Here is a 23,892-nt window from a genome sequence, read left to right as displayed (position 1 = left end):
TCAGGAGAGCGCCATGCATTCCACGATCAGGGAAGCTGTTGGACTTCAGAGCTTCAGCGTGCAGACTCTGACAGAGGCCACTCGAGAAAAGCCTGTTGCTTTTTGCGGCTATTTCATCCGATACCGTTGCCTGGACCTTGGGTCCGTGAAAGTAAGCCTCGGCGAGACCGCAACGAAATGGAATGAGGACGGAACGCCCTCCGGCTTTAAAGAGACCTCTTTAAGCTTCGGGATCCAGAGCGACAGCTTCTGGCATTTCGTCTCACAATCGTTCGTGCTGGGAGGAAAAGACCCGTCCTCACTCTATGCGGTATGGATCATCGCATGTCCCCTGATGGAACGCGACACGGCAGGGTCCAGCATCCCATTGACGCTGCTGCACGACAACGTCATGGGCCCGATCATGCCCTGGGATGAGCTGACAGTCCAAGTTTCATTCATTGCCGCTTCGCTCAAGATCATCCCGAAATCCCAACTCGGCGGGCCTCTCAGCATGCGCGCCTCATTTGAAAGCGTTAAAACTGCTTTTTCGCCTGCCCCTCTTTGCCAGATCAGAGCCCCCATGATCAAATGGGATGTGCGTCCTGAAACCGAAACTGCCCTTGGCCGGGTTCCCGGCTTTTTCCACGCCTGGGCCGCTACCCCGTTCGGGTGCCTGGAGGTGTTTTATACGGCGGCCGATTCGAAGGAAATGACGCAGCTCTGCAAAACAGCCGGAGAAAGCGAATGCGTCCTGGAAGCTGAAGGTTGGCTCGTCGGTGACGTGGCAACGGGACGGTTCCGGAACTCCCTCATTCTTGACGAAGCACATGACCTGCGGCTGCTGGCAGTTGCTCAGGCTCACCGGGCTTACAAGCCGCTGCATGCCGTTTTCACCCCTGACATCTCACTGAACGTCAACGGCAAACTGCAAGCCCAGGGCGTTGAGCCTGTGCTTGACTGGCTCAGAGCGAACACCGATTACAAAAAAAACACCTCGCTTGCGTCAAGGTGTGCATACGTCAGGCGGAGAAATCCTCAGAAAAACACGACAGGGCTGGGGATCGGGCTTGTGGATGCCAAAGAGCAAAATATCTGCATGCTATTCGAAGGCCGCTGCGACCCGGCAGGACGAATCGACCGGCTTGAGGTTTCAGCGCCTGCCCCGGAAGACATTGATATGTTTCTTGGGTTTTCCTACTGGACTGCTTATCCGGGAGAATTTTCAGGGTGCTGGGTGAAGAAGACCAGCAGAGAACAAATTGACCAAGCCTGGAAGGGTATGGATCCCGGTCAATTCGACGACCTTGCGTCCACGGAAGGCGACTTCTGGGAATTTAGAAGCCACGATCGTTTGACAGAAGAACCGCTTGTCGAATTCATCGGGACATCCGACGCGGCGTCGGACTGCATCAAGGCCGCCATTGAGGCGTCAACAATTACCGAAAACATGCCTGGCGGGATGATTCTACTGGACGCCGAGGACCGGCCGGGATTATCCCTCCCGGCCCGGCCCTCTGACGAAACCGCTGCGGAGAACACGCTGAATGTCGAGGAAACGGTTCCTGTCCTGCCCGGGCAGATCCACTCCATGGAGGTCAGGGCGAGTTTCCTCCCCAAAGGCTGCGCGAACGGCGAGCTCGCCCTTTTAAATGAACTGGAGCCCAACGCCTTCGCCTGCTTTGTGCCGGGGCTGAGCTCCTTTGCTCATTCATTCGCCCGTGAGCCTGGCTTTAAAGAAAATTTTGAGCTCTTCGGGCTGGCTTTTGATCCGTCAATACGCGACACAGAACCACTGCTGATCACCGAAGGCCCCCTTTACGAGATGGACCTCAAAAACTTTTTGGAGCAAAACCCCGGGAAAACGAAGGCTGATTTCAAAGGTGCGAAAGTCCTGACCGATCAGATGGTTATTCTTTCATCTTCGGAAACGAGCTGCTGGTACAGCTTCACAGGCCCTGTCCTTTCCGTGTCGGACTGCGACCTTTTTGGCACTCCTCTTTACTCCATGGTTACGCCCATTTCCAAAAGCGGGGCCCGTGATTTCTTGATAAGGCTCTACGCCAATAAAAAGGCTTTCAAAAAGCCAGTGAAGGCAGGCGACAGCATCAGCTGTGCGCTGTGGCTGCTGGCCCGGATGCCCAGGAAACAAAACATCATCAACTGACAGGATCGGGCTGACGGCGGAACCTGCCCCTGACGGCTTCCCTCTTGAAACCCCCCTTTGCCCTCTCCAACAGGAGAGGGCTGGCAGACAAGGCGCCAAAGCCTGTCAGCCGCTGGCCGTCACAACGAGCCTGCCGCTCTGCTACTGTCAGCACAGCGAAGAACCCGAACAAACATCGGGAGAATCCATCAGCAGGCGCCTGCATGCCGCTCAAAATCCCGCCCGGAGCAAAACAGAGCTCGGCACGGACCTGACAGTTAAGAAGCCTTTCCAGTGAAACAGCCGTCCTTTGTGACTGGCGTACCTTCGCTTGTCCCCGGTTCCGAAATCCCGTAGAGGCGCTCCGGGGCGTGCGTTTCGCTGCTCCAGGTGAGCAGGGTGCGGGATCCGGTGAGCTCGCGGATGCGGGTGCAGTCCTGCATGGTCTCGAGCACGCCGCGGAACTTTCCCTTCTCGTCCCGAACGGCGACATAGCGGATGTAGACGAAAGCGTCCTTCCCGTCGATCCAGAAATCCGCAGTGTCCTCCTCTCCGGACTTGAACTTCGCGAGGATTTCCTCCACGTACTTCACGCTCGTCCTGGGGTGGCAGTTCCGCACCTGGCGGCCGATCACATTGCGGCTCCGAGGAAAAATACGGTGCTCGGTGTCCGAGTAGTAGGCGACAAGGTCGTTCTCGTCCACGAAGGAAATGTCGAGCGGCAGGTTCCGCAGCACGAGGTTCACCTGCTCGAGCGTGAGCCTGCCGTTCCTCATCTCGAGCTTCCCGTCGGCCGAGGCGCCGGAGCCGAGGCCGTAGCGCACAAGCAGCTTCTGGAGATCGGCCGAGAATCCTTCCCTGACGTCCGAGGCGGCGGGCGCGGCCTGAGCTCCGCGCTCCGGGTCAGCCCCCTCGCCGAGCCAGGCGTAGCCGATTTCCGCGTCGCCCCGGCGCATTTCTTCAAACTCGCGGCGGTTCACCAGCATGAGCGAGGTCGGCAGCAGCACCTGCTCTTCCTTTGCCATCAGGTCCTTCAGGTCTTCGAGGAGGGAGGCCTGGCGGGCGATGAATTCATCATCCTGCCCGGCCTCCAGCAGCCTGCGGTTTTCCCGGATCTCGTCCCGGACCGCATCGTCGAAAAGCCACATGCGGGTGGAGGGATGGTCAAATCCTTTCTTCTCCAGCACGGAGTAGAGCTGGTTCTGCTTGCGGGAGAAATGCCTGCGGATCTCGGAGAGCCTGTCGTAGAGCTCGAGCCACTGGTTTCGGATCACGGGGTACTGGAGAAGATCCTCGATTTCCTGCACGATGCCGCGCTCGCGGTCGTTTTCCTGATAGTAGCGGGCGATCGGGTGGTCGGCCGGAAGCTCGGGGCGGCTGCGGTCGAGCACCGGGCCGTAGATCAGAAAGAGTTCTGAAATCCTGCGGGAGCGGCAGTCGTCGCCGCCCTGCTCCGCCGTGAGGTCCTGTTCGATCCTGGCGATCTCCCAGGGCTTCAGGGACCGGACTTCGCTTTTCAGGCGCCGGTGGGCTTCTTCAAGCGAAAGCCTCCCCTCTTCGTACGCCCTGCGAATGGCAAGCGCCGCTTCAAGTTTCCTATCGTCAAGTCCCCTGATGTCTTTCAAATCGGTCATGGCAGTCCTGCTGAGCTTTGGGAAAAGAAATTCGCATTTCGATTTTTAAAGATGTATTCTAAATACATATTTAAAAACATCAACCCTTTTTGGAGGAGAATCCTCGAAATGAAAGGCACCGCTGGAAAAGTCTTCTCACTGGCCGGGGAAAACGTGCCGGCCGCGGGCTGCACGATCTCAACCTCCCTTTCGGAGACCGGGCACTACGCCATTTCCTGCTTTTCTCTTGCCGCCGGAACGGACATCGGCTCCGAGCTCTACGAGCAGCCCAAAATCTGGCTTCTGCTGGAGGGCAAGGCCGAGGCCCTGGCCGGGGCCGATCCCGTGGGGCTGAAGGCGGGAGACATTTTCCTCACACCGGTCGGAAAACCGGTCGGCATCCGAAGCGCCCAGGGGGCGGTCTATCTGGAAATCGCGCTTAAAGGCCCGGCCCGGGTGAATCCGGTCCTCAGGCCCGGGGCCGCCGCGCAGATTTCCGGCATCCTGCCTCTGCAGCCCGGCCGGATTGTGAACCTCGATCTCGTGGGAAGCCCCGCGCTTAAGTTCGCCCTGATGAGCTTTGGCGCCGGGACGGGCCTTTCCGAGCACGCCGCGCCGGGCGACGCCCTGGTTTTCGCGCTCTCGGGCGAGGGCGTGATCGGCTACGAAGGCGAAAGGCATCCGATCCGGGCGGGGGAAAACTTCAAGTTTGCGGCAGGGGGCAGGCACAGCGTGGGGGCTCCTTCCGGCTTTCAGATGGCCCTGCTGCTTGAGCTCCCCTAGGACGTCCCGGAGGCCCGCACGGACCGCTCCGGCTGCGCTCTGCGGGACCAGGGCTGACGTTTCAGGCTCTTTTAAAGCTCGCGCTGGTGAATTCAAAGCAGGGCGGAAAAATCCCGGAGTCTTTACGGACAAGGAGACCGCAGATGCCAGGGATAACGGATCCGAAGGAGCTGGAAGAGTTCGACCGCAGGCACGGCCGGCCGGGAGCGACGCTGATCATCGGCGGGAGCGCCTCCGGCGGCTCAGAGACGCAGCCAGAGAGCGCTTCAGGCAAAGCGGGCAGCCCGGGCGAGGAGGCTTTCCAGGAAGCCCCGTCTCCGGGCGAATACGCCCTTTCTTCAAGACTGACGCCGCAGCAGCGGCAGGAAGTGACTGCCGCCCGGCCGGCATCAGTTGGAAAACGGAGGCCCTGAGCTGGAAAAGCTGTCGCTCGACGACCTGGGCAGCCTGCTCGCCACAGCCTCGGGGGATCCGACGCTTCTCAATCCCACGGAAACGGATCTGGAAATGTTGGAGTGGTGGGAAAGCTAGAGGCCCGGCGGCCCGGCCGACTTTGCTGCCGCGAAGTTTTCTTTTCTCCGCCCCGGCGGAAAATATAAAAGGCTGCCCTTAAACGCCCGGGGCCGGGGCTCGTCCGCCGGCTTGGGGCAAATGAAACCCCAGGCGCCCTGAAGCAGCCTGGGATATGTGTCTGGTGGAGCTGGCGGGAGTCGAACCCGCGTCCGCAAATCGTCCCCGTACAAATCTACATGCTTAGCCGGCGGATTTTAAAGTCTCACTTTCGCTCATGCCCGTCGGCGGGCCCTTCGAAAGCCAGTCGCTTGATCTCAACCTGCGCGTCACGACTCCGCGCAGATCCAGCCTGAGTATATGGTGATGCTGTCAGTTGCCTGACCCGGCCCTCAGACAAGCCGGTGCATCATCCCGCGGGATTAAGCCGCGAGAGCGTAACGCTCGTTATTGGCGTTTATTACTTTCCGAACTGTTTAACGAGGATTCCGGACCTCGACATGCATTGTGCCGCTTCGTGACCCACGTCGAAACCAAGGCAGCCCCAAAGAGAATTTATTTTACCCGTTTTGAAGCAAGGAGCAAAGCCGCTGACAAATTTTGTTAGAGCAACGCGATAATGTCACGGAAAACTACGGGACTATGTCATGGTCCGGCAACGCGACTCTGTCATAAGCCGGCAATCTGCATGACAGCCCCCGGCAAAGCGATTTTGTCACACAATCACTTCAGAGAGCCTGTTTTTTAGGAGTCGCACATGAAAAACTCGCTTCCTGAAAGAGCCCCGAAGTCCCAGACCGGCACAGAGGAGATTTTCGAACAGGTCGCCTACGGCCTGCTCTCGGTGCCGGAGGCAGCCAAAGCGATGAAGCTGAGCATTCGCCAGTTCTATCGCAGGCTGGCCGCCTGGAAAAGGGGCGAAGCCGCAGATCCGCCCCATGGCAACAAAGGGCGGCCCCCGAGCAACCGCCTGCCAGACGATATTCGTTTAAAAATCATAGAACTGGCAGTTACAAAATATCAGGATTTCCCTCCGACGCTCCTGACTCAGTACCTTGTGAAAAACGAAGGGATCAAAGTGTCGAAGGAAACTGTTCGAAAGATTCTGAGAGAACTCAGCCCTCAGGCCTCAGAGCAGGGGCTCAGAAGAGCCGGTCATTTTCTGAGGCGCAGAAGGTCAAGGTTCGGCGAGCTGGTTCAGATCGACGGCAGCCCGCACAGATGGTTCGGCCCCGGTCAGAAAGAGTGCTCATTAATCGCGTTCATTGACGATGCGACCGGCAGAATCGCCGCTGCCGGGTTCTTTCCCTCGGAGACCGCGGCGGGCTATATGACCGTGCTGCTCCAATACATCAGGGCGCACGGAATCCCCCTTGCGCTATACAGCGATCGGCACGGCACTTTCCGCGCGTTGGCTCAGGGCCGGTCCAAAAATGTAGAGGGCACACAGTTTCAGAGAGTCTGCGACAAGCTTCAGATCGAGCAGATATTCGCTCAGAGCCCGCAGGCAAAAGGCCGGATAGAACGCCTGTTCAAGACGCTGCAGGGGCGCTGGCCGCATGAGTTCAGGGTCATGGGAATCGAAGACATGGCCACCGCCAATCAGCGCATGGACGAACTGATCAGGGATTTCAATCAGCGGTTTGGAATCGACCCAAGAGAACCCCTGAGCGCAAACTGTGCGGTGGCTGAAGAAAGTATGCCCGAGATTGAACGCATATGCGCCTGGTGGCACGAACGCGTTCTGAGCAAATCTCTGAGCGTCTCCTTCGGGGGGTCGATCCTGCAGCTCAAGAATGCGAGCGCTCGGAAGTTTGAGCTGATGGGCAAGAAAGTCAGCGTCATCGAGTACCCGGATGGCCGTGCGCCGGAAATGGTCTACCGGGATGCACGGGGCAAAGAACATCTGCTCTGCTTTGAAGCCCGGAAAAGAAAAACGCTCGAGCGCACGGAATACCTTGAGTCATCGAAGACCATAGACGCATGCCTGGATCGAATCATTGAGAAGGAAGATTTGCGACCCAACGGCTTCGTCATGAAGCTGGAATGCGAAATGGCTGAAGCGAAGCAACGGCAGGCCCAGAGAAAAGAGCGTGACCAAAAGGCCCGTGAACTCGAAGAAAAGCTGAAGCAGCGGAAAAACAGATCTGGCAAATAATGAAATCAACACAGGCTCTCAGAAGATCTTTTTTCCCAACCTGCCCACAGCCCGCACGGGCTTCAGCCCATTTGAGGCGAGCGCCCGACAGAGCGTGGGCAGGGTGTTCTCCATGAAGACGATAAAGGGCCCCAGGGGGCTCTCAATTTCTGTCTTTGGCGGAGAATTTTTGGTGTCATAATCGCTTTGCTAGGGTGTGACATAGTCCCGTTGTGCTGGCATGTGACATTTTCCCTTTGCTCTAACAAAGCCGCTGACAAATTTCCTCAAAACCCAAGCGCCGAGCGCAGGGCCGCGATACCCTGCGCGGGAGCCTCGGGCCGCCACAGCAGCTCAACCCACACGCGCCCCTCGGGCCCCTCGAGCCGGTCGGCCTGAATCTCGCTTTTCACGCCCGAAGCCGACAGCACCGAGGCCGGCACCGGAGCGAAGCCGCCGCCCGAGGCGACCGTCCGCAGAATCGAGGCGTAATCGGGCTGATCCTCAATTAAAAGAGGCTTCACTCCCTGTCTGTCCATCCAGGCCAGAAGCCGCTTTCTGTAGGAGCAGCCCTCGGGCAGGGCCGCCATCGGCAGGTCTTCGAGATCGGCGGCGCCCTCCACCGGGCAGTGCGAGTCGGGATAGATCAGCATCACGTCCTCGCCGAAGGCCTTCGCCCGCCTGATCTCCGGATCCTCCGGGCAGTCGATTGCAAAGACCGCATCGAATTCGCCCGCCTTCAGGCGCCTGAAAAGGTCGCGGCTGTGCCCGACCGCGACCGTCATCGGGCAGGCCGCCTCAAGCCGCACTCGCACGGGCTCGAGCCGGGTCCTGAGCACGCTCTCGAGAATGCCCAGCCGAAAGGTTTTGCCAGCCATCGCTGTCTCCTGGAAGAAAAAAGCCGTGGAAGTAAATTAGCACGGCCTGAATCGCTTCGCCCGCTCGCGCTGCAGGAGACGAAAAACCCGGAGGGAGTCCTGCTCCGTCCGGGTCTTCAGAAGGCTCCCCGCGTGAAGGCCTGCGCTCAGGCAGGCCCTGACGCCGGGGAAATTTCCGTTTCTTAGGAAATGACGTAAAGCACGATGAGCAGAATCGTCATCACCGGCGCCGTGCGGCGCACGATGTCCATCGGCGAGACCCCAGCGACGCCGGCCACAAGAATCAGGCCGCCGCACAGAGGCGACATCTGGCGTCCAAGGCCGCCTGCGATGGCGGCGAGCATGCCCAGAGAAGGAATGGTCATGCCGAATTCAGCAGCATGCGGCGTCACGGCCTCGTTGAAGGCAAAGGCCGCAGCGTCGCCCGAACCCGTGATCAGGCCGAGCAGGAACGGCCCAAGGGAGCCGCCCAGCTTCGCAACGGCCTGGGCGTGCTTCAGGAAGTCCACGAGCTGGTCGATCACGCCCGCGGCGCGGAGTCCGGCGGCGAACACGCCGGCCGCGATGATGATGCCCATGATCTTCGCGTAGCCGGAGCCCATGCCGTCGAAGAACTTCTTCGTGATCTCAGCAGGATTCGCGCGGGTGACGAGGAAGCAGTAGATGGTGCCGATCAGCATGGCCGTGGCCACCGAGACCTTGAGCTCCTTGAACCAGATGGAGCAGACCACGAGGATCACGACCGGCAGCAGCGGGGTGATGCCGCGCAGCACGCTCGGGTGCTCGGGCAGTTCCACCTTTCCGCCCGCTCCGCCCAGGGCGAGGTTCGCTTCCATTTCCTCCTTGGTCTGATGCTTGTTGTAATCCTTGTAGACCACGCACACCACCGTGAGGAGAATGATCGTGAGGAAGCCCAGGATCAGGAGCCTGTTCGCGTTGAGGCCGATCAGGTCCATCACGTCCATGTTCGCCATCTTCGCGATGAAGGCGTTATGCGAGACGCCGGGGTTGAAGAAGGCGAAGGTCGAAATCGGGGCCACCACCACGGCGCCCGCGACCGCGGGCTTGAAGCCCGCGCGGATCAGCAGCGGAATGATGGTCGGGGCGACTGCGGCCGAGCAGCCGGCGGTGGAGGGCAGCGCGATGCTGACCAGAGCCGTGACGAGCCCGCAGGCGGGCAGCAGGAAGATGCCGATTTTCTTCAGAGGCTTGGTGAGAAGGCCGACCAGGTGCACGTCGCAGCCGGTGAGCTTCACAACAGCAGCAAAGCCCATGGCCGAACAGATGGCGATGATCAGGTTGGGGTTCGTCATCGACTTGTCGAACTGGTGGAAGGCCACCATCGGCTTCAATGACAGGAAAGCCATGAACAGGCCGCCGGCAATCAGCACCAGTCGGGTCTCGTAGCGCTTCACAAGGCCCCAGATGACGCCGATCACCCCGACTATGGCAACAATCGTAGTGAAAGTCTGCATTTTTTTACTCTCTGTTTTTTTGTTGCGCCTGACGCGCGCGAACCGGGCTGGCCGCCCGACTTCGGGTCCCGGCCTCCGGTCCAGCCGGCTTCAGACCCTGCTACTATAAGCCCGGACAAAACGTTTTTCTATCCTTCGGCCCGGCGAAATATCACTAAGGCGGAATTGACTTTAGGCCTGCCAGCGCGCCATCCCGGCCCCGGGCGGGCCCCGGACCGGCCGGCGAAGCGCCAGGAAAAGTCATATATATGAATGGATCCTGCCGCCCGAAGGCAGCGGAAATCCGCCGGAGAATAGACCGAAAGATCAGCCCGCGGGCAGCGGCAGGAAACAAGAGGACAGGCCATGGATGCATTTCTCGGACAGTTCGCGCTCCAGTTTTCCAAAAGCATTCCTCTTTTCATCCTGATTGCCGCGGGCTTTGCGCTGTCCCGCTGGGGGCGGTTCCCGAAAAGCGCGAGCGACGGGCTCGCGAAATTCGCCTTTTCGGTCGCGCTGCCCGCGCTCCTCTTCCGGCTGCTTTCCCAGCAGTTCAAGAGCCAGAACAGCGCCGACCCGATGCTGCTCGTCGCTTTCTTCGGCGCCTGCCTCATCGTCTTTTCAATCGGCCATGTTTTCGCGGAGAAGGCTCTCAAAATCGGACCGGTCGGCGCCTCGGTCTTCGGGACGGCCTGCGTGTTCTCCAACAACGGGCTGCTGGGGCTGCCGCTGGCGATGGTGATGCTGGGCGACCAGTACATCCCGTCGGTCGCCGCGGTGCTCTCTCTTAACGCGATGGTGCTGTGGACTCTGGCGACCTTCTCCGCGGAGCTCTCCCAGAGAACCGGCGCGCTGTCGCTCTCGGCTTTCGCGCACACCGCCAGAATCGTCTTTAAGAACCCGCTCATCCTGTCGATTTTCGCCGGCGCGATCTGGAACCTCACGCGAATCGAGCTGCCGTACGCCGTGGATGAGCCTCTGAGGCTTCTCGGCAACGCGGCCACGCCCCTGTCGCTCGTCGTGGTCGGCATGGGGCTTGCGGAATACGGCATCGGCAAAGGCCTTCGCACGGGCGCGATCGTGAGCTTCGGAAAGCTCGCGGTGCAGCCCCTGGTCGTTTTTCTCCTCACCCGGCTGATCGGGCTCGGGCCCGTCGAATCAACCGCCGTGGTCTTTCTGGGGTCGCTGCCCTGCGGCGTGAACGTCTACCTGATGGCCAAGCAGTTCCGGGTGATCGAGGCGGAAATCGCCAACGCGATGGTGATCACGACCCTCGTGTCGGCCCTTACGGTGCCGCTTGTCGTGACAGCCCTGAAGCACGTCTTCTGAAAGCGAAGGCCGGACGAGCCGGGCATCTGCGAAAACGGACGGACTGCCGGCGCGGACCCGCGTTTTTTTTCAGAAACGAAACGCCCGGGCGGGCTTCTGCTCGTCCGGGCGCTTAAACTGGCGGAAGGGGAGGGATTCGAACCCTCGATAGGGCGAGGCCCTATGCCGCCTTTCCAGGGCGGTACATTCAACCACTCTGCCACCCTTCCATGGGATGGGTTTCGCTCAAGCCTTTCAGGCCCGGCCCGGATAAAGGTTTACGTCTCCGGACGCGATCGCAAGCGATCAGCGAGACTTGAAATTATACATACCGATTTCCCGTTGTCAAATTTCCTCCGGGAGTAAAATAATAGTTTTCCTTAAGTGAACGGCAGATCCTGCCGCTTTTGTCTTACTGACTGCCAGAGGTAATTTTCATGGCTCATGTTGTTTGTGACGGCTGCGTCAACTGCAAGCACACCGACTGCGTGGACGTCTGCCCGGTCGATGCCTTCCGCGAAGGCCCCAACTTCCTCGTGATCGATCCCGACGAGTGCATCGACTGCGCCGTGTGCATCCCCGAGTGCCCCGAAGCGGCCATCTTCTCCGAGGAGGACGTTCCCGCGGGCCAGGAGCAGTACATCCAGATCAACGCGGAGCTCTCAAAGCAGTGGCCTTCGATCACCCGCCGCAAGCCGCCGATGGAAGGCTGGGAAAAGTGGTCCAACGTCCAGGACAAGCTGAAGTACCTGAAGCGCTGAGCGGGCCGCGCCCCATGGCTCAGCCCGAACTTCTCGAGGCCCTCGAGGACGCCCTGCCCCAGACCCAGTGCCGGCAGTGCGGCTTTGAGGGCTGCGCCGCCTACGCGCGGGCCATGGCCGAAGGCCGCGCCCCAATCAACCGCTGCGCCTCCGGGGGCGAGGCGGGCATCCGGCAGCTCGCCCGGATCCTGGGCACAAAGCCCCTGCCCCTCGACCCGGAGTACGGCAGGGAGATGCCGTTTGCGGTCGCCCGCATCCGCTCTTCGGAATGCATCGGCTGCGGGCGCTGCGTCCGAGTCTGTCCGGTCGACGCCGTGATCGGGGGGCAAAAGAGGCTGCATGCCGTGATCGAGAGCGTCTGCACGGGATGCGCCCTCTGCCAGAGCGCCTGCCCGCTTGCCTGCATCGACATGGTCGAGGCCGGCCGCGCCTGGAGCCGGGAGGACGCCCGCCTTGCAAGGCGCCGCCACGAGCAGAAGCTCAGCCGCCTCGAAGGCGAGCGCGCCAGGGCCGCCGAGCTCTACCGGTCGCTGGGCGAAGGCGACGAAGCCCGAAGAAAAGAGGCCATCCTCGCCCTTCTGGGGCTCGCCCCGAAAAAAAACTGAGAACCGCTCCCGCCTTTCGAGGACGTCCATGAACAAGGAAAAAAGAGAGGCCATTTACCGCGCGCTCGCAGCCGCGAGGCCCAATCCGCAGAGCGAACTGAAATACAGCACCCCCTTTGAGCTGCTGGTGGCCGTCGTGCTTTCCGCGCAGGCGACCGACAGGAGCGTGAACGAAGCCACCGCGGTGCTCTACCCCCGGGCGAACACTCCGGAGGCGATTCTCGCCCTGGGCGAAGACGGGCTCATTCCCTACATCAGCCGCATCGGGCTCTACCGCTCCAAGGCAAAGCACGTGATCGGGCTGTGCCGGGAGCTGATCGAGCGCTTCGGCGGCCAGGTCCCCGATGACTTCGACGCGCTGTGCTCGCTGCCGGGCGTGGGGCACAAGACCGCAAACGTCGTCCTCAACGTCGCCTTCGGGCACCCGACGGTCGCGGTCGACACCCACATCTTCCGCGTCGCGAACCGCACGGGACTCGCCCGGGGCTCGACTCCCGACGAGGTCTCGGAGAAAATCCGCCGGACATGCCCGAAGGAGCTGCTGCGCAACGCCCACCACTGGCTGCTGCTGCACGGCAGGTACTGCTGCACGGCGCGGCGCCCCCGCTGCTGGGAGTGCCCGATCCAGGCTCTGTGCGAGTTCACGGAAAAGACCCCGAAGCCCGAGCCCGAGCCCGTGAGGCACATCCTTCCCAAAGGCCCGGCGCGCAGGAAGCGCGGGACTGCGTCCCCATCACTGAAAAATAAAACGAAGAAACAGGACTCATGACTGAGAACATTCAGACCATGCCGCGCCTCTCGCTGACGGCGCAGAGCATTCCCGACGACATCCTCGGCCCCATTCTCGCCGAGGGCACGGATCCCTCCTTCATCTCCTTCGGCGGCGGCCTGCCCTGCCCCGAGGGCTTACCGGTCGAAGCGATGCGAAAGGCCTGCGACGAGGTGCTGCGCAGCAGCGCCCAGCGCGCCCTCCAGTACTCCGGCCCGCAGGGCGAGATTGAACTGCGCGAGGCGGTCGCGCGCTATGAGACCGAGCAGCGCGGAACCCCCACGACGCCCGATGAAGTGCTCATCACCTCCGGCAGCCAGCAGGGGCTTGATCTGTGCGCGAGGGCCTTCTGCGACCCGGGCTCCCGCATCCTCGTCCAGCGCCCGACCTACATCGGCGCTCTCGAGGCCTTCAATCTGTCGCGGCCCGCTTACGTCGAGCTGCCCGAAGGCCCCGACGGGCTCGAGCCCGAGGCCATCGGCGAGGAGGCCCGCGGCGCACGCTTTGCCTACATTCTGCCCACGTTCTCCAACCCGACGGGCCGCACGCTCGGCCGCGCAGCGCGCGAGGCGCTTGCCGAGCGGGCGCGCAGCCTCGATTTCTGGATCCTGGAGGACGACCCTTACGGCGAACTCTGGTACCGCAAGGCGCCGCCGTGCACCATCCGCTCGCTCGCCCCGGAGCGCACGATCCGCATGAGCTCCTTCTCCAAGATCCTCGCCCCGGGGATCCGCCTGGGCTACATCACGGGACCGGCCAGGGTGATCCGCATCCTCACGCTCATCCAGAGCTTCGCGGTGCTCTCCACGCCTGCCGTGAACCAGCTCGCGGCCGCCCGGGTTCTTTCCTCAGGGCTCATGGAAACGCACCTTCCGGAAGTCCGCGCGATCTACCGCGAGCACGCCGAGGCGATGCTCTCCGCGCTCGAGGAGCTGATGCCCCGGCACCCAGAGATTCACTGGACGCACCCCGAAGGGGGCATGTTCATCTGGCTGCACCTGCCGAAGCAGCTCGACACCTTCGCGATGATGCAGCGCGCCATTGAAAAGAAGATACTCTACCTGCCCGGCCAGTTCTTCTACGCCCTGCGGCCCGACGTGAACTGCATCCGGCTCGCTTTTGTGACGGTGCGCAAGGACCTGATGCGGGAAGGCGTGAAGCGCCTGTCCTCGCTCATCCGCGACGAGCTCCATCTCTGACCCATTTTTCGGAGGCCTTTAAGACCATGACTCTTCCACGCATTGAAGTGCTCACCACCGGAGGCACCATCGCCGGAACCGGCGACTCGGCCTCGGGCTCGGCCTATCACTCGGGCGAGCTCTCCGGCGAGCAGCTGCTCGCCTCGGTGCCCGACCTCGGCCGCGTAGCCCAGGTTTCCGTGCGCCAGATCGCGAACATCCCCTCCCAGGACATGAACGAGACGGTCTGGATCCGGCTCGCCCGCGCCATCGACGAGGACCGGGACCGGTTTGACGGGTTCGTGGTGACGCACGGCACCGACACGATGGAGGAAACCTCCTTTTTCCTCGACCTCGTGCTCAAGCCCGGCCGCCCGGTCGTTCTCACCGGCGCGATGCTGCCCTCGACCGCCATTTCGGCCGACGGCCCGAGAAACATCTTCAATGCGGTCTGCACGGCCGCCTGTCCCGCCTCCGCGGCCTACGGCGTGCTTGTCGCGATGAACAGCGAGCTTTACGCCGCCCGCGGGCTGCTGAAGTCGCACACGACCTCCGTGGCCACGTTCCGCGCCCGCATCACGGGCCCGGTGGGCTGGACGCAGAACGGAGAGGTGTATTTCGCAGCCGCTCCCGCGCGCGTGCCCGGCCTGCCGCTTGCCTCGAGCGCCGACCTGGACGAATCGAAGGGGCTGCCGCGGGTCGCGGTCATCGCGACCTGGGCGGGCGTCGACGGCGTGGCCCTGGATGCCTGCGCGCAGGCGGGCTGCCGCGGCATCGTGATCGAAGGCATGGGCGACGGCAACGTCCCCTCGGGCCTCATGCACGCGGCCGATGCCGCGGCCTCCGAAGGAATCGCCGTCGTGCGGGCGAGCCGCTCGCCCTTCGGCGCGGTCCTCGCGGCCGGAGAAATCGATGACGCGCAGCACGGCTTTGTCTGCGGCGGGTCGCTGTCGCCGGCCCAGGCGCGCGTGCTGCTGCAGCTCGCGCTGCTCGCGCGGCCCGATGCCTCCCGGGAGAGCCTTCAGGCGCTCTTCGCCCGCTTCTGACTTTTCCTGCCTGCCCGAGCCAAAAAAGGAGCCTTTCAGCCATGGCCATGCCCGAACCCTTAGCCGGACTCGCCGCCGGCGGCATTCCCGCGCAGTCCCTCTGGGATGAAGAAAACGAGACGCTCGCCCTTCGGTTCCCGAACACCTACCCCGGCACGGGCGAAGAGGTGATGGTGTACGTGGCACCGGACTCGGAGACCGGCGGCTGGAAGGTTGACGACGGAGGCGGCGCCTCGGGGCTCCTTGACGAAGCTGGGGCGGATCCCTCCGATGCGGCCGTGACAGCCTTTCTCAAGGCTTCCTACGAGGAAAGCGTGCTCATGATGAACGAGGCGGGCGAATTCGGCATTCCCGTGCTCGAGGCCGAAGACCTTCCGGGCGCAGTGGCGGAGGTCGCGGCCGCCAGCGTCGCTCTTTACGTCCTCGGCCGCTTCGGGGCGGCTCGCCTCTGATGGCGCAGCCGGCCTACCGGGGCCGCTTCGCCCCGTCGCCCACGGGGCTGCTGCACGCGGGCAGCCTCCTTGCCGCCCTCGCCTCGTGGCTGGATGCCCGGGCCCACGGCGGCCTCTGGCTTGTGCGGATCGAGGACATCGATCCCTTCCGCGACATCCCGGGCGCGGGCGAGAAGATCCTGCAGACGCTTGCCCGCTTCGGCCTGGCCTCGGACGAGCCCGTGCTCTGGCAGCACGACAGGCTCGGGGCCTACCGGGAGGCACTCAGCCGCCTGCTTGGAAAAGGAATGGCTTACGGCTGCGCCTGCTCGCGCCATGAAATCCTTGACTGGCATCGCATCCACGGCGGCAATCCCGCGGTCTATCCCGGTCTGTGCAGGAACGGCACAGGGGGGCGCCCCGTGCGCTCGATACGCCTGAGGGTCGACGACGAACCGGTCGCGTTCACGGACCGGCGCCGCGGCCCCTTTGTCCAGAGGCTGGAAAGCGAGCTGGGAGACTTCATCATCCGCCGCGCGGACGGCCTGCCCGCCTACCAGCTCGCAGTGGTGGTGGACGACGGCTTCCAGGGCGTCACCGATATCGTGCGGGGCGAGGATCTGCTCGACAACACGCCACGCCAGATCGCGCTGCAGAGGGCGCTCGGGCTGCCGCAGCCGCGTTACCTGCACCTTCCGCTTGTCCTGAACGAAAGGGGGGAAAAGCTCTCGAAGCAGGCGGGGGCCGCGCCCCTGCCCGAGGACGACACCATGGGCTGCCTCGAGCGGGCCTGGGCGGGGCTGGACTTTCCGAGAATCGGAGCCGGCTCGCCCCAGGCCTTCCTCAGGGCGGCCATCCCGATCTGGGCCGGCCGCTGGGGCGGCTGAAGGACAGAGCCCCCGGCCTGCGGCCTCCGCTTTTTTTAAGAAGCCGCTGCCCGCGCCGCGGCGGGCAGAAAGACCTTCACGCAGGTGCCGCGCCCGGGCTCGGACTCGATCGTGAGCTTCGCCCCGATCTTCTTCGCCCGCTCCTCCATGATCGACAGGCCCACGTGCCTCGCGCGCCGCGCCTCGGCCAGCCTGCGGTCGATGCCGACCCCGTCGTCGGTCACTGAGGCGGTGAAATCCTCGTGGTTCTCCACCCTCACCTCCGCATGCTTCGCCTTCGCATGCTTGCGCACGTTGGACAGCGCCTCCTGAACGATGAAGGTGATCTGCAGCTTCTGCTTTTCCGTGAGGTGCGGGCCGCTGCCGTTGATCACGACGCGGGCCTCGACGCCGGACTGCGCCTCGAAGCGCCGGGTCACCGTGAGCAGCGCGGTCTTGAAGTCCTCCTTGTGGATCTTTTCCCGGAAGTTGAGCAGCAGCTCACGCACATTCTCGTAGCTCTCCTGAACGCCGGCCTTGATCTGCTTCACGCACTCGGCCACCATCGGACGGTCGTTGCTCGCGAGCGACGACTCGAGCAGCTGCACCTGCATGTTGAGGAAGGAGAGCGTCTGCGCGATCGAATCGTGCAGCCCCTGGGCCATGAATGTGCGCTCCTGGACCACGGCGAACTGGCGCTCGCGCTCGTTGAGCCGGTAGTTTTCGACCGCGATTCCCAGATGCGTGCCGAAGGATTCGAGCTGACGGAAGGCGGGCGAAGGAATGTCACGGTCATCCTTGAACTCGAGCTCAAAGATGCCGAGGTTGTTCTGCCCGTTTCTCAGGTGGAAGATATAGGCGCAGGCAAAACCCTCGCTCATGAGCAGCCTCGCCCCGTCGGTGCTGATGGAGGAAAGCTCGAAGCGCGTGGGCAGAGGCTTGGAGAAGGCCTCGCGCACCGGATTGTTTTCGTTGGGTTCCCGGGTGGCGACGTCGAGGTACTGGCCGGAGAGCCCGATCGAGGCGGCGAACGGCAGCCTGTCGCTCGCGCTGTCGAAGAGCCGGACGGCGCAGGCGTCGGCCTTGGTGTAGCTGCGGATGCGCTCGAGGAACCCTTCGGCCATGTCCTCAATCCCGTTGGACTGGCTCAGGAAGGTGGTCATCTCGTAGAGCTGGGCAAGATTCGTGTTCTTTTCCTGCACCGAGGCGGTCTTTTCGGCCACCTTCTCTTCGAGGTTGTTGTACAGGTCCTCGAGCCTCGCGGTCATCCGGTTGAAGCCCTCGCCGATCTGCCCGAATTCGTCGCTGCGGCCGATGTGCACGCGCGCCGACAGGTCTCCGGCCGTCACCTGGCCTATCACCTTGCCCAGCGCCTGCACCGGGCGGATCACCCAGACGTTAAGCAGGTAGAGGATGACAAAGAGGCTGCCGATCGCCAGCAGCATGATGAGCACCTGCAGGTAGCGCATCTGCTCGATGTAGCTCTGCCGGTAGCTTTCGATGATGTTCTTCAGGTAATCGAGCGCGCCGATGTACTCGTGGAAGGCGGAGGAGTTGAAAACCAGGCCCGTGCGCTGCTTGTTGACCAGCCGCGTCTTCACCTCATTGAGCCAGATGAGGCGCACGCGGTCGATTCCCTCCTTCACCTGCGGCGTGTTGGGCAGCTTGAAGGGCTTCCAGAAGTTCTCCTCGCTCAGGCCGTCGAGCAGCTTCTCCGTATGGCTGATCTCCTCGTTGAGCATCTCGGGCGAATAGCCGGGGTTGGCGAAGACCCCTGCCTTGTGGAAACTCAGCTTGATTTCATAGATCTGGTTCACAGCCGCCGCCGAAGACTCCGAGTTCCAGCTGAGCAGCATCGTATAGCCCACCACCCCCACCACAAAGGACACCCACAGAGCCGTGAGCGCGAGCAGCCTCATCGAGAGGCTGCGAAATTTGATCTGGCCGTTTTTCATCTGTCCAATTCACCTTGCCGGGCGGTGCGGGGCGGCCCGCCGCCCGGACCCCTCTGCTTAAAGCAGGGTCATGTTGCCGTCTTCATCCTCGGAAGGCTGCGCCGCGGCCTCAGGCTGCGGGGATCCTTTGGCGGGAAGCTCCCGAAGACCCGTCACGCGGATCAGGCGGGGCGAGACCCCGCGGCCCTTCCTTGTGCGGTGCAGCGTGTACTCGGCGAGACGCTGCCCGCTCAGAGGCTCCTCGCGCGGCTTTTTGGCCCGTCCTTCTCCCTCCACGACGACCCCGGAGGGCGAAATCGGCAGGGCGGCGACAATCCGCTCGCCCTTTTCGAGCCCCATCAGCTGCACCCCGAGCCCGCCGGAGGGCAGCGAGCGGACTTCCCCGATCGGGAAGACAAGCAGCCTGCCGCGCTCCGAAAGCACCGCGATGAGCGTCTGGTCCGCGCCGATGAGCTTCGGCTCGAGCGCCCGGCCGTCGTCAACCCGCAGAAACGCCTTGCCGGCCTTCACCCGGGCGGGCATGTCGCCCAGCTTCGAAATGAAGCCGCAGCCCAGGGTGCTCGCGAGGAACACCGGCTGCTCGGCCGGACCGCAGAGCATGCCGGCGACCTCGGCCCCCGGCTCCATTTCGATGAAGCTAGAAAGGGGAAGCCCGTCGCCGCGCGATCCGGGAAGCTGCGAGACGGCGATCGAGTACGAGCGCCCCGAGCTCGACAGCACGATGAGGGTCTCGGTGCTCCTGCACTCGATCGCCCGGCCCGGACCGTCGCCCACCTTGTAGCTCATGAGCGAGATGTCGTGGCCGTGGCCGCTTCTTGTGCGGATGTAGCCCTTGCGGGAAATCACGATGGTGACCGGCTCGTCGACCATCTGGGGCCCTGCCTGCAGTGTCTGCGCGGGCTGCACGAGCGTTCGCCGGTCATCTCCGTAGGCCTTGGCGTCGGCGCCGATTTCGCGGGCGACAGCCCGGGCGAGCCTGGATTCGGAAGAAAGCAGCTTTTCAAGCGACTCGGCCTCCGAGCGGCACTGGGCCAGCTCTTTCTGGATCTGGATCTCGGAGAGCCGCGTGAGCTGCCTGAGCTTGATCTCGAGGATGTCCTCGGCCTGCCGGTCGGTGAGGGCGAAGGCACGCATCAGCTCGGGCTTGGGCTCGTCGCTGCCCCGGATGATGAGGATCACCTCGTCGATATTGAGAAGAACTTTCTCGCGCCCCTCGAGCACGTGAATTCGGTCCTGAAGCCGCCCGAGGCGGTTTTCAGTGCGCCGGCGGACGGTCTTCACGCGGAAGTCCACCCACTCGCGCAGGATCTCGAGCAGCGGCTTCTGGCGCGGGCGCCCGTCCGCGCCGATCATGACGAGGTTCATCGGAGCGTTGCACTCCAGGCTCGTCTGTGAAAAGAGCGCGGCCACAAAGCCGTCGCGGTCGACCTTCGAGGTCTTCGGCTCGAAGACGAGCCGCACCGGGACGTTTTTGTCGGACTCGTCGCGCACGTGGCCGAGCAGCGCGAGCATGGCCGACTTCGCCTGCTGCTGCTCCGGCGTGAGAGACTTCTTTCCGGCCTTCGGGCGCGGGCTGGTGATCGACTCGATCTCCGAGAGCACCTGGGCGCTCGAGGTCGCCGGGGGCAGCTCCGTCACAACGAGCCGCCACTGCCCGCGCGCCATCTCCTCGAACTCGTAGCGGGCGCGCACGCGCAGCGCCCCGCGCCCCGTGCGGTAAATCTCGCGTATCACCGAAGGCTGCGAGATGATCTGCGCCCCGCCGGGATAGTCCGGCGCGGGCAGCACCGCAAGCACCTCGTCGAGCCCAGCCTGCGGGTTCTCGAGCAGCAGCTGGCAGGCCGCGGCAACCTCTCGGAGGTTGTGGGGCGGAATCTCGGTGGCCATGCCCACCGCGATGCCGCTCGCCCCGTTGAGCAGCACGAAGGGCAACCTCGCGGGCAGCACCGCCGGCTCCTTGAAGGCCCCGTCGTAGTTCGGGACAAAGTCCACCGTGTCCTGATCGAGCTCCGAGAGCAGCAGCTCGGAAATCTTCGTGAGCTTCGCCTCGGTGTAGCGCATCGCGGCCGGTCCGTCGCCGTCGCGGCTGCCGAAGTTGCCGTGCCCATCGACCAGCGGATAGCGCAGCGAAAAGGGCTGCGCCATGCGCACCATGGCGTCGTAAGCCGACTGGTCGCCGTGCGGATGGAACTTGCCGAGCACGTCGCCCACGACGCGGGCGGACTTTACGTAGTTCTTGTCGGCCGTCAGGTGCAGCTCGCGCGACATATCGTAGAGGATGCGCCTCTGGACGGGCTTCTGCCCGTCGCAGACGTTGGGCAGAGCGCGGTCGGTCACCACTGAAATCGCATAATCGAGGTAGGCGCGGCTCGCAAACCGCGCGAGCGTGAGCCTGCCCTCGTCGCGCTCGTCGGCCTCGGTCTCGCCCATGAAGCGGCCCATGAGCGCAAGCGCATCGGGCTGCGCAGCCGCCGGGAGGGCAGCCTGGCCCCGGGCCTCTCCGGGCCCCTTTCCGTCCGCGCCGTCGGCCGTCGCCCCGGGCTGCGTCAGATCGTCTTTCGTTGTCATAAGCGTTTGTCCTTGGCCGGCATCAAACGTCGGCGTTGGCCTGGTCGCCGTAGCGCTCCAGCCATTCGCGCCTTGAGGCCGACTCCTTGTGCCCCATCAGCATCGTCATCACGGCCGAGGTGCTCGCGCGGTCCACGTCGCCCCAGGAGATCGGCAGCAGGCAGCGCGTGTCCGGGTTGAGAGCGGTCTCGCCGAGCTCCGAGGCGCTCATCTCGCCCAGGCCCTTGAAGCGGGCGATCGTGAGGTCCTCCGGGGCGATTTTCTCCTTGGCGAGCTTTTGCTGCGTGCGTGCAAGCTCGCGGTCGTCGAGGCAGTAGATCCGTCGCGCGGGCCTGCGGCCCCGGGCCGGCACCTCGACGCGGAAAAGCGGGGGCATCGCCACAAAGACGTGCCCGGCCTCGACCAGCGCGGGGAAATGCCGGAAAAAGAGCGTGAGCAACAGCACCTGAATGTGTGAGCCGTCCACATCCGCGTCGGCGAGGATGCAGATCTTGCCGTAGCGCAGGTGCGACAGGTCGCCTTCAGCCGCGGCGGCGTGCGGATTCACGCCGATCGCGGTGGCGATGTCGTGAATGATCTGGCTGTCAAACAGCCGTCCCTGGGCAACTTCCCAGGTGTTCAGGATCTTGCCGCGCAGCGGCAGGACCGCCTGGAACTCCTTGTCGCGCCCGACCTTGGCCGAACCCCCGGCCGAGTCGCCCTCGACCAGGTAGAGCTCGTTGCGGGAGGTGTCGGAGCTTTCGCAGTCGGTGAGCTTGCCGGGCAGCACCGCGACGCCCGAGGATTTCTTGCGGTCGATTCTCGGGGCGGAGGACTGCCGGCGCTGCGCCTGGTGGATCACGAGCTCGGCGAGCTTCCGGCCCTCCTCGACGTGGTCGTTGAGCCAGAACTCGAACTGCGGCGCGACAAAGGTCGAGACCAGCTTCAAGGCGTCGCGGCTCGTAAGCCGGTCCTTCGTCTGCCCCTGGAACTGCGGGTCGAGCATCTTGCACGACAGCACGAAGGAAGCACGCGAGAAGACATCCTCGGGCAGCAGCTTCACGCCCTTCACGGCGAGCTGGTGCGCGTCGATGAACGCCTTCACGGCCTGGAAGAGCCCGTCCTTCAGGCCCGACTCGTGCGTGCCGCCGTCCGGGGTCGGGATGAGGTTCACGTACGACTCGCGCACGAGCCCTCCCTCCTCGGTCCAGGCGACCACCCAGGAGGCGCCCTCGCCCTCCGAGAAATTATCCGATTCCGGGCCGGCGAATCCCTCGGCCTCGAACGCGGGTATCACGGGCTGGAACTGCATTTCGGAGGCGAGATACTCGCCCAGGCCCCCCTCGTAGCGCCAGCGCTGGTCGCTGCCCGCGGTCTCGTCGTGGAAGATCACCTCGCAGCCGGGCATGAGCACGGCCTTCGAGCGCAGCAGCCGCACGAGCTTGTCAACCGGGATCACCGGCGAGTCGAAATACTTCGGATCGGGCCAGGCGGTGACGCGGGTGCCCGTCTCGGACTTGCGCCTGGGGCTTTTGCGGGACTTCAGGGGCTCGACGGTGAAGCCGTTTTCGAAGGCGATCGTGCTCTCCAGTCCGTCGCGCCAGACGGTGACCTCCATGCGGCGCGAAAGCGCGTTTGTCACCGACACGCCCACGCCGTGCAGCCCGCCGGAAAAGGCGTAGGCCCCGCCACTGGTCTTGTCAAACTTGCCGCCGGCATGCAGCGAGGTGAAGACGAGCTCCACCACGGGCTGGTGCTCCGTCGGGTGCAGGCCCACGGGAATGCCGCGGCCGTTGTCCTCGACCGTCACGGAGTTGTCCTTGTGCAGCCAGACCTCGATCTTCGTGCCGAACCCGGCGAGGACTTCGTCGCTCGAGTTGTCGATCACCTCCTGAATAATGTGCAGGGGATCGCAGGTGAGGGTGTACATCCCCGGGCGTTCCTTGACGGGTTCGAGTCCCTTGAGAACGCGGACACTCGATTCGACGTAGCTGCCGGTGGTTTTTCGGGTTGACATGTCGCAGGCGAGTAAGACTTTTTGGAAAATTAGGCCGGGCCATTTTAACGCAGCCGGCCGCGCGGCCCCCGCGGGCCCCGGCCCGTTCCCGCCGGCCGCGGAAGGCCCGGGCGGGACCGGACGGCGCTCAGCCGCGGGGATCGCGGATGAGGGAGAGGAACTCCATGCGGGTCGCGGTGTTTTTCAGGAAGTAGCCGCGCATCACCGAAGTCGTCATGGCGCAGTCGTTTTCCTTCACTCCGCGCCAGGACATGCATTCGTGGCGGGCGCGCACGATCACGGCGAGCCCGTGCGGGTGAATGAGCCGCTCAAGCTCGTCGGCGAGCTGCACGGTCGCCTCCTCCTGAATCTGCGGGCGGGAAAAGACCCACTGGGCCAGCCGCGAGAACTTCGATATCCCGATCAGGTGCCCCGAGGGAATCACTCCGATCCAGCACTGGCCGATCACCGGCACGAAATGGTGCGAGCAGGCGCTGCGCACCGTGACCGGCCCGACCGTGTAGACCTGGTCGAGATTCTTCGTGTTGGGGAACTCGGTGATCTTCGGGCGGGGGGCATAGCGCCCCGCGAAAACCTCCTGCAGGTACATCTTGGCGATCCGGTGAGCCGTCTCGCGGGTGTTGGGATCCCGCTCGGTGTCGATCACCAGCGAGCCGAGCAGCGCCTGAACCCGCTCCTCGACCTCCTGCTGGAGCCGCTCCAGATCTCCTTCCTGCAGATACTCGGCGATATTGTCGTTCGCGCAGAAGTCCGCTCCCGCCTTCTGCAGCCGTTCGCGGATAATGTCCGAAATGAGCTTTCCGGCGCTTTTATTCATTGCTGTGCTGCCCTTCTCTTGCCACGGGCCCGGAGTGCTTCTGCGCGGGCCGTCCGCGCGCACCCTGCCCTCTCATTGCTAAAAACTTTAGT

General features: G+C 63.4%; 20 protein-coding genes, 1 tRNA gene and 1 other RNA gene. 13 read left to right on the top strand and 9 right to left on the bottom strand.

Going from position 1 to position 23,892, the window contains the following annotated elements; genetic code table 11:
* Positions 1-13 precede the first annotated feature (13 nt).
* Positions 14-2,146: a hypothetical protein gene (locus MUN46_RS05415; RefSeq protein ID WP_243377649.1), complete on the top strand. Its 2,133-nt coding sequence runs from the start codon at positions 14-16 to the stop codon at positions 2,144-2,146.
* Between the two features lie 257 nt (positions 2,147-2,403).
* On the opposite strand, the gene MUN46_RS05410 is transcribed toward MUN46_RS05415, so the two are convergent.
* Complete coding sequence (locus tag MUN46_RS05410) at positions 2,404-3,759, bottom strand: DUF438 domain-containing protein (protein WP_243377650.1); 1,356 nt, start codon at positions 3,757-3,759, stop codon at positions 2,404-2,406.
* 108 nt (positions 3,760-3,867) lie between these two features.
* Here MUN46_RS05410 and MUN46_RS05405 point away from each other — a divergent pair, with 108 nt between their 5' ends.
* The 3 genes from MUN46_RS05405 to MUN46_RS05395 all read left to right on the top strand — a co-directional run bounded on the left by MUN46_RS05405 (position 3,868) and on the right by MUN46_RS05395 (position 5,052).
* Complete coding sequence (locus MUN46_RS05405) at positions 3,868-4,521, top strand: cupin domain-containing protein (protein ID WP_243377651.1); 654 nt, start codon at positions 3,868-3,870, stop codon at positions 4,519-4,521.
* A 143-nt stretch (positions 4,522-4,664) separates the two neighbouring features.
* Positions 4,665-4,934 carry a hypothetical protein gene (locus MUN46_RS05400; protein ID WP_243377652.1) on the top strand — a complete coding sequence of 90 codons (270 nt, stop codon included), beginning with the start codon at positions 4,665-4,667 and terminating at the stop codon, positions 4,932-4,934.
* Positions 4,915-5,052, top strand: coding sequence for a hypothetical protein (locus MUN46_RS05395; RefSeq protein ID WP_243377653.1), 138 nt, complete (start codon positions 4,915-4,917; stop codon positions 5,050-5,052). The genes MUN46_RS05400 and MUN46_RS05395 overlap by 20 nt, the downstream gene beginning before the upstream one ends.
* A gap of 161 nt (positions 5,053-5,213) precedes the next feature.
* On the opposite strand, the gene ssrA is transcribed toward MUN46_RS05395, so the two are convergent.
* Positions 5,214-5,577, bottom strand: a transfer-messenger RNA (tmRNA) gene (gene ssrA / locus MUN46_RS05390).
* A gap of 211 nt (positions 5,578-5,788) precedes the next feature.
* Here ssrA and MUN46_RS05385 point away from each other — a divergent pair.
* Positions 5,789-7,189: an ISNCY family transposase gene (locus MUN46_RS05385; RefSeq protein WP_285230533.1), complete on the top strand. Its 1,401-nt coding sequence runs from the start codon at positions 5,789-5,791 to the stop codon at positions 7,187-7,189.
* A 266-nt stretch (positions 7,190-7,455) separates the two neighbouring features.
* Here MUN46_RS05385 and MUN46_RS05380 read toward each other — a convergent pair whose 3' ends face one another.
* Positions 7,456-8,046 (bottom strand): LysR substrate-binding domain-containing protein, encoded by a 591-nt coding sequence (locus MUN46_RS05380; protein WP_243377241.1) that lies wholly within the window; start codon positions 8,044-8,046, stop codon positions 7,456-7,458.
* Positions 8,047-8,228: 182 nt separating this feature from the next.
* The gene (gene dcuC, locus MUN46_RS05375) at positions 8,229-9,521 is read right to left on the bottom strand and encodes a C4-dicarboxylate transporter DcuC (RefSeq protein ID WP_243377242.1); all 1,293 of its coding nucleotides are present in this window, start codon (positions 9,519-9,521) and stop codon (positions 8,229-8,231) included.
* 345 nt (positions 9,522-9,866) lie between these two features.
* Here dcuC and MUN46_RS05370 point away from each other — a divergent pair, with 345 nt between their 5' ends.
* A complete protein-coding gene (locus tag MUN46_RS05370) occupies positions 9,867-10,829 on the top strand; it encodes an AEC family transporter (protein WP_243377243.1) in 963 nt (320 codons plus the stop codon).
* A 118-nt stretch (positions 10,830-10,947) separates the two neighbouring features.
* Here the strand turns inward: MUN46_RS05370 and MUN46_RS05365 are convergent.
* A tRNA-Ser gene (locus tag MUN46_RS05365) sits at positions 10,948-11,038 on the bottom strand.
* Positions 11,039-11,245: 207 nt separating this feature from the next.
* On the opposite strand from MUN46_RS05365, the gene fdxA reads away from it, so the two are divergent.
* The 7 genes from fdxA to gluQRS are packed head-to-tail and all read left to right on the top strand — an operon-like array spanning position 11,246 to position 16,485.
* On the top strand, positions 11,246-11,569 hold the full coding sequence (fdxA, locus tag MUN46_RS05360) for a ferredoxin FdxA (protein WP_243377244.1): 324 nt from the start codon (positions 11,246-11,248) through the stop codon (positions 11,567-11,569).
* Positions 11,570-11,583: 14 nt separating this feature from the next.
* A complete protein-coding gene (locus tag MUN46_RS05355; protein ID WP_243377245.1) occupies positions 11,584-12,174 on the top strand; it encodes an RnfABCDGE type electron transport complex subunit B in 591 nt (196 codons plus the stop codon).
* 28 nt (positions 12,175-12,202) lie between these two features.
* The gene (nth, locus tag MUN46_RS05350) at positions 12,203-12,943 is read left to right on the top strand and encodes an endonuclease III (RefSeq protein ID WP_243377246.1); all 741 of its coding nucleotides are present in this window, start codon (positions 12,203-12,205) and stop codon (positions 12,941-12,943) included.
* Positions 12,940-14,142, top strand: coding sequence for an aminotransferase-like domain-containing protein (locus tag MUN46_RS05345; RefSeq protein WP_243377247.1), 1,203 nt, complete (start codon positions 12,940-12,942; stop codon positions 14,140-14,142). Before nth ends, MUN46_RS05345 begins: the two co-directional genes overlap by 4 nt.
* A 26-nt stretch (positions 14,143-14,168) precedes the next feature.
* A complete protein-coding gene (locus tag MUN46_RS05340) occupies positions 14,169-15,167 on the top strand; it encodes an asparaginase (RefSeq protein ID WP_243377248.1) in 999 nt (332 codons plus the stop codon).
* 41 nt (positions 15,168-15,208) lie between these two features.
* Complete coding sequence (locus MUN46_RS05335) at positions 15,209-15,619, top strand: hypothetical protein (RefSeq protein ID WP_243377249.1); 411 nt, start codon at positions 15,209-15,211, stop codon at positions 15,617-15,619.
* Positions 15,619-16,485: a tRNA glutamyl-Q(34) synthetase GluQRS gene (gene gluQRS / locus MUN46_RS05330; RefSeq protein WP_243377250.1), complete on the top strand. Its 867-nt coding sequence runs from the start codon at positions 15,619-15,621 to the stop codon at positions 16,483-16,485. Before MUN46_RS05335 ends, gluQRS begins: the two co-directional genes overlap by 1 nt.
* A 35-nt stretch (positions 16,486-16,520) precedes the next feature.
* Here the strand turns inward: gluQRS and MUN46_RS05325 are convergent, their stop codons facing one another.
* From MUN46_RS05325 to folE, 4 genes are all read right to left on the bottom strand, one after another.
* The gene (locus MUN46_RS05325; RefSeq protein ID WP_243377251.1) at positions 16,521-18,419 is read right to left on the bottom strand and encodes an ATP-binding protein; all 1,899 of its coding nucleotides are present in this window, start codon (positions 18,417-18,419) and stop codon (positions 16,521-16,523) included.
* A 57-nt stretch (positions 18,420-18,476) separates the two neighbouring features.
* Positions 18,477-20,849 carry a DNA topoisomerase IV subunit A gene (gene parC / locus MUN46_RS05320; RefSeq protein ID WP_243377268.1) on the bottom strand — a complete coding sequence of 791 codons (2,373 nt, stop codon included), beginning with the start codon at positions 20,847-20,849 and terminating at the stop codon, positions 18,477-18,479.
* Between the two features lie 160 nt (positions 20,850-21,009).
* On the bottom strand, positions 21,010-22,983 hold the full coding sequence (locus MUN46_RS05315) for a DNA topoisomerase IV subunit B (RefSeq protein ID WP_243377252.1): 1,974 nt from the start codon (positions 22,981-22,983) through the stop codon (positions 21,010-21,012).
* Between the two features lie 127 nt (positions 22,984-23,110).
* Positions 23,111-23,800: a GTP cyclohydrolase I gene (gene folE / locus MUN46_RS05310; RefSeq protein ID WP_237978156.1), complete on the bottom strand. Its 690-nt coding sequence runs from the start codon at positions 23,798-23,800 to the stop codon at positions 23,111-23,113.
* Positions 23,801-23,892 lie beyond the last annotated feature (92 nt).

Source organism: Mesosutterella faecium, from assembly GCF_022809315.2.
Lineage (GTDB): Bacteria > Pseudomonadota > Gammaproteobacteria > Burkholderiales > Burkholderiaceae_F > Mesosutterella > Mesosutterella faecium.
Note: the sequence above shows the minus strand (reverse complement) of the source record. Positions and strands in the feature narration are given on the sequence as shown.

What these genes read in the sequence shown, in the direction of transcription:
- dcuC (WP_243377242.1), bottom strand. Translation starts at nt 9,521, where the DNA reads ATGCAGACTTTCACTACGATTGTTGCCATAGTCGGGGTGATCGGCGTC.
- MUN46_RS05325 (WP_243377251.1), bottom strand. Translation starts at nt 18,419, where the DNA reads ATGAAAAACGGCCAGATCAAATTTCGCAGCCTCTCGATGAGGCTGCTC.
- MUN46_RS05355 (WP_243377245.1), top strand. Translation starts at nt 11,584, where the DNA reads ATGGCTCAGCCCGAACTTCTCGAGGCCCTCGAGGACGCCCTGCCCCAG.
- parC (WP_243377268.1), bottom strand. Translation starts at nt 20,849, where the DNA reads ATGGGCGAGACCGAGGCCGACGAGCGCGACGAGGGCAGGCTCACGCTC.
- MUN46_RS05410 (WP_243377650.1), bottom strand. Translation starts at nt 3,759, where the DNA reads ATGACCGATTTGAAAGACATCAGGGGACTTGACGATAGGAAACTTGAA.
- MUN46_RS05415 (WP_243377649.1), top strand. Translation starts at nt 14, where the DNA reads ATGCATTCCACGATCAGGGAAGCTGTTGGACTTCAGAGCTTCAGCGTG.
- MUN46_RS05380 (WP_243377241.1), bottom strand. Translation starts at nt 8,046, where the DNA reads ATGGCTGGCAAAACCTTTCGGCTGGGCATTCTCGAGAGCGTGCTCAGG.
- gluQRS (WP_243377250.1), top strand. Translation starts at nt 15,619, where the DNA reads ATGGCGCAGCCGGCCTACCGGGGCCGCTTCGCCCCGTCGCCCACGGGG.
- MUN46_RS05400 (WP_243377652.1), top strand. Translation starts at nt 4,665, where the DNA reads ATGCCAGGGATAACGGATCCGAAGGAGCTGGAAGAGTTCGACCGCAGG.
- MUN46_RS05315 (WP_243377252.1), bottom strand. Translation starts at nt 22,983, where the DNA reads ATGTCAACCCGAAAAACCACCGGCAGCTACGTCGAATCGAGTGTCCGC.
- nth (WP_243377246.1), top strand. Translation starts at nt 12,203, where the DNA reads ATGAACAAGGAAAAAAGAGAGGCCATTTACCGCGCGCTCGCAGCCGCG.
- folE (WP_237978156.1), bottom strand. Translation starts at nt 23,800, where the DNA reads ATGAATAAAAGCGCCGGAAAGCTCATTTCGGACATTATCCGCGAACGG.
- MUN46_RS05405 (WP_243377651.1), top strand. Translation starts at nt 3,868, where the DNA reads ATGAAAGGCACCGCTGGAAAAGTCTTCTCACTGGCCGGGGAAAACGTG.
- fdxA (WP_243377244.1), top strand. Translation starts at nt 11,246, where the DNA reads ATGGCTCATGTTGTTTGTGACGGCTGCGTCAACTGCAAGCACACCGAC.
- MUN46_RS05345 (WP_243377247.1), top strand. Translation starts at nt 12,940, where the DNA reads ATGACTGAGAACATTCAGACCATGCCGCGCCTCTCGCTGACGGCGCAG.
- MUN46_RS05335 (WP_243377249.1), top strand. Translation starts at nt 15,209, where the DNA reads ATGGCCATGCCCGAACCCTTAGCCGGACTCGCCGCCGGCGGCATTCCC.
- MUN46_RS05340 (WP_243377248.1), top strand. Translation starts at nt 14,169, where the DNA reads ATGACTCTTCCACGCATTGAAGTGCTCACCACCGGAGGCACCATCGCC.
- MUN46_RS05385 (WP_285230533.1), top strand. Translation starts at nt 5,789, where the DNA reads ATGAAAAACTCGCTTCCTGAAAGAGCCCCGAAGTCCCAGACCGGCACA.
- MUN46_RS05370 (WP_243377243.1), top strand. Translation starts at nt 9,867, where the DNA reads ATGGATGCATTTCTCGGACAGTTCGCGCTCCAGTTTTCCAAAAGCATT.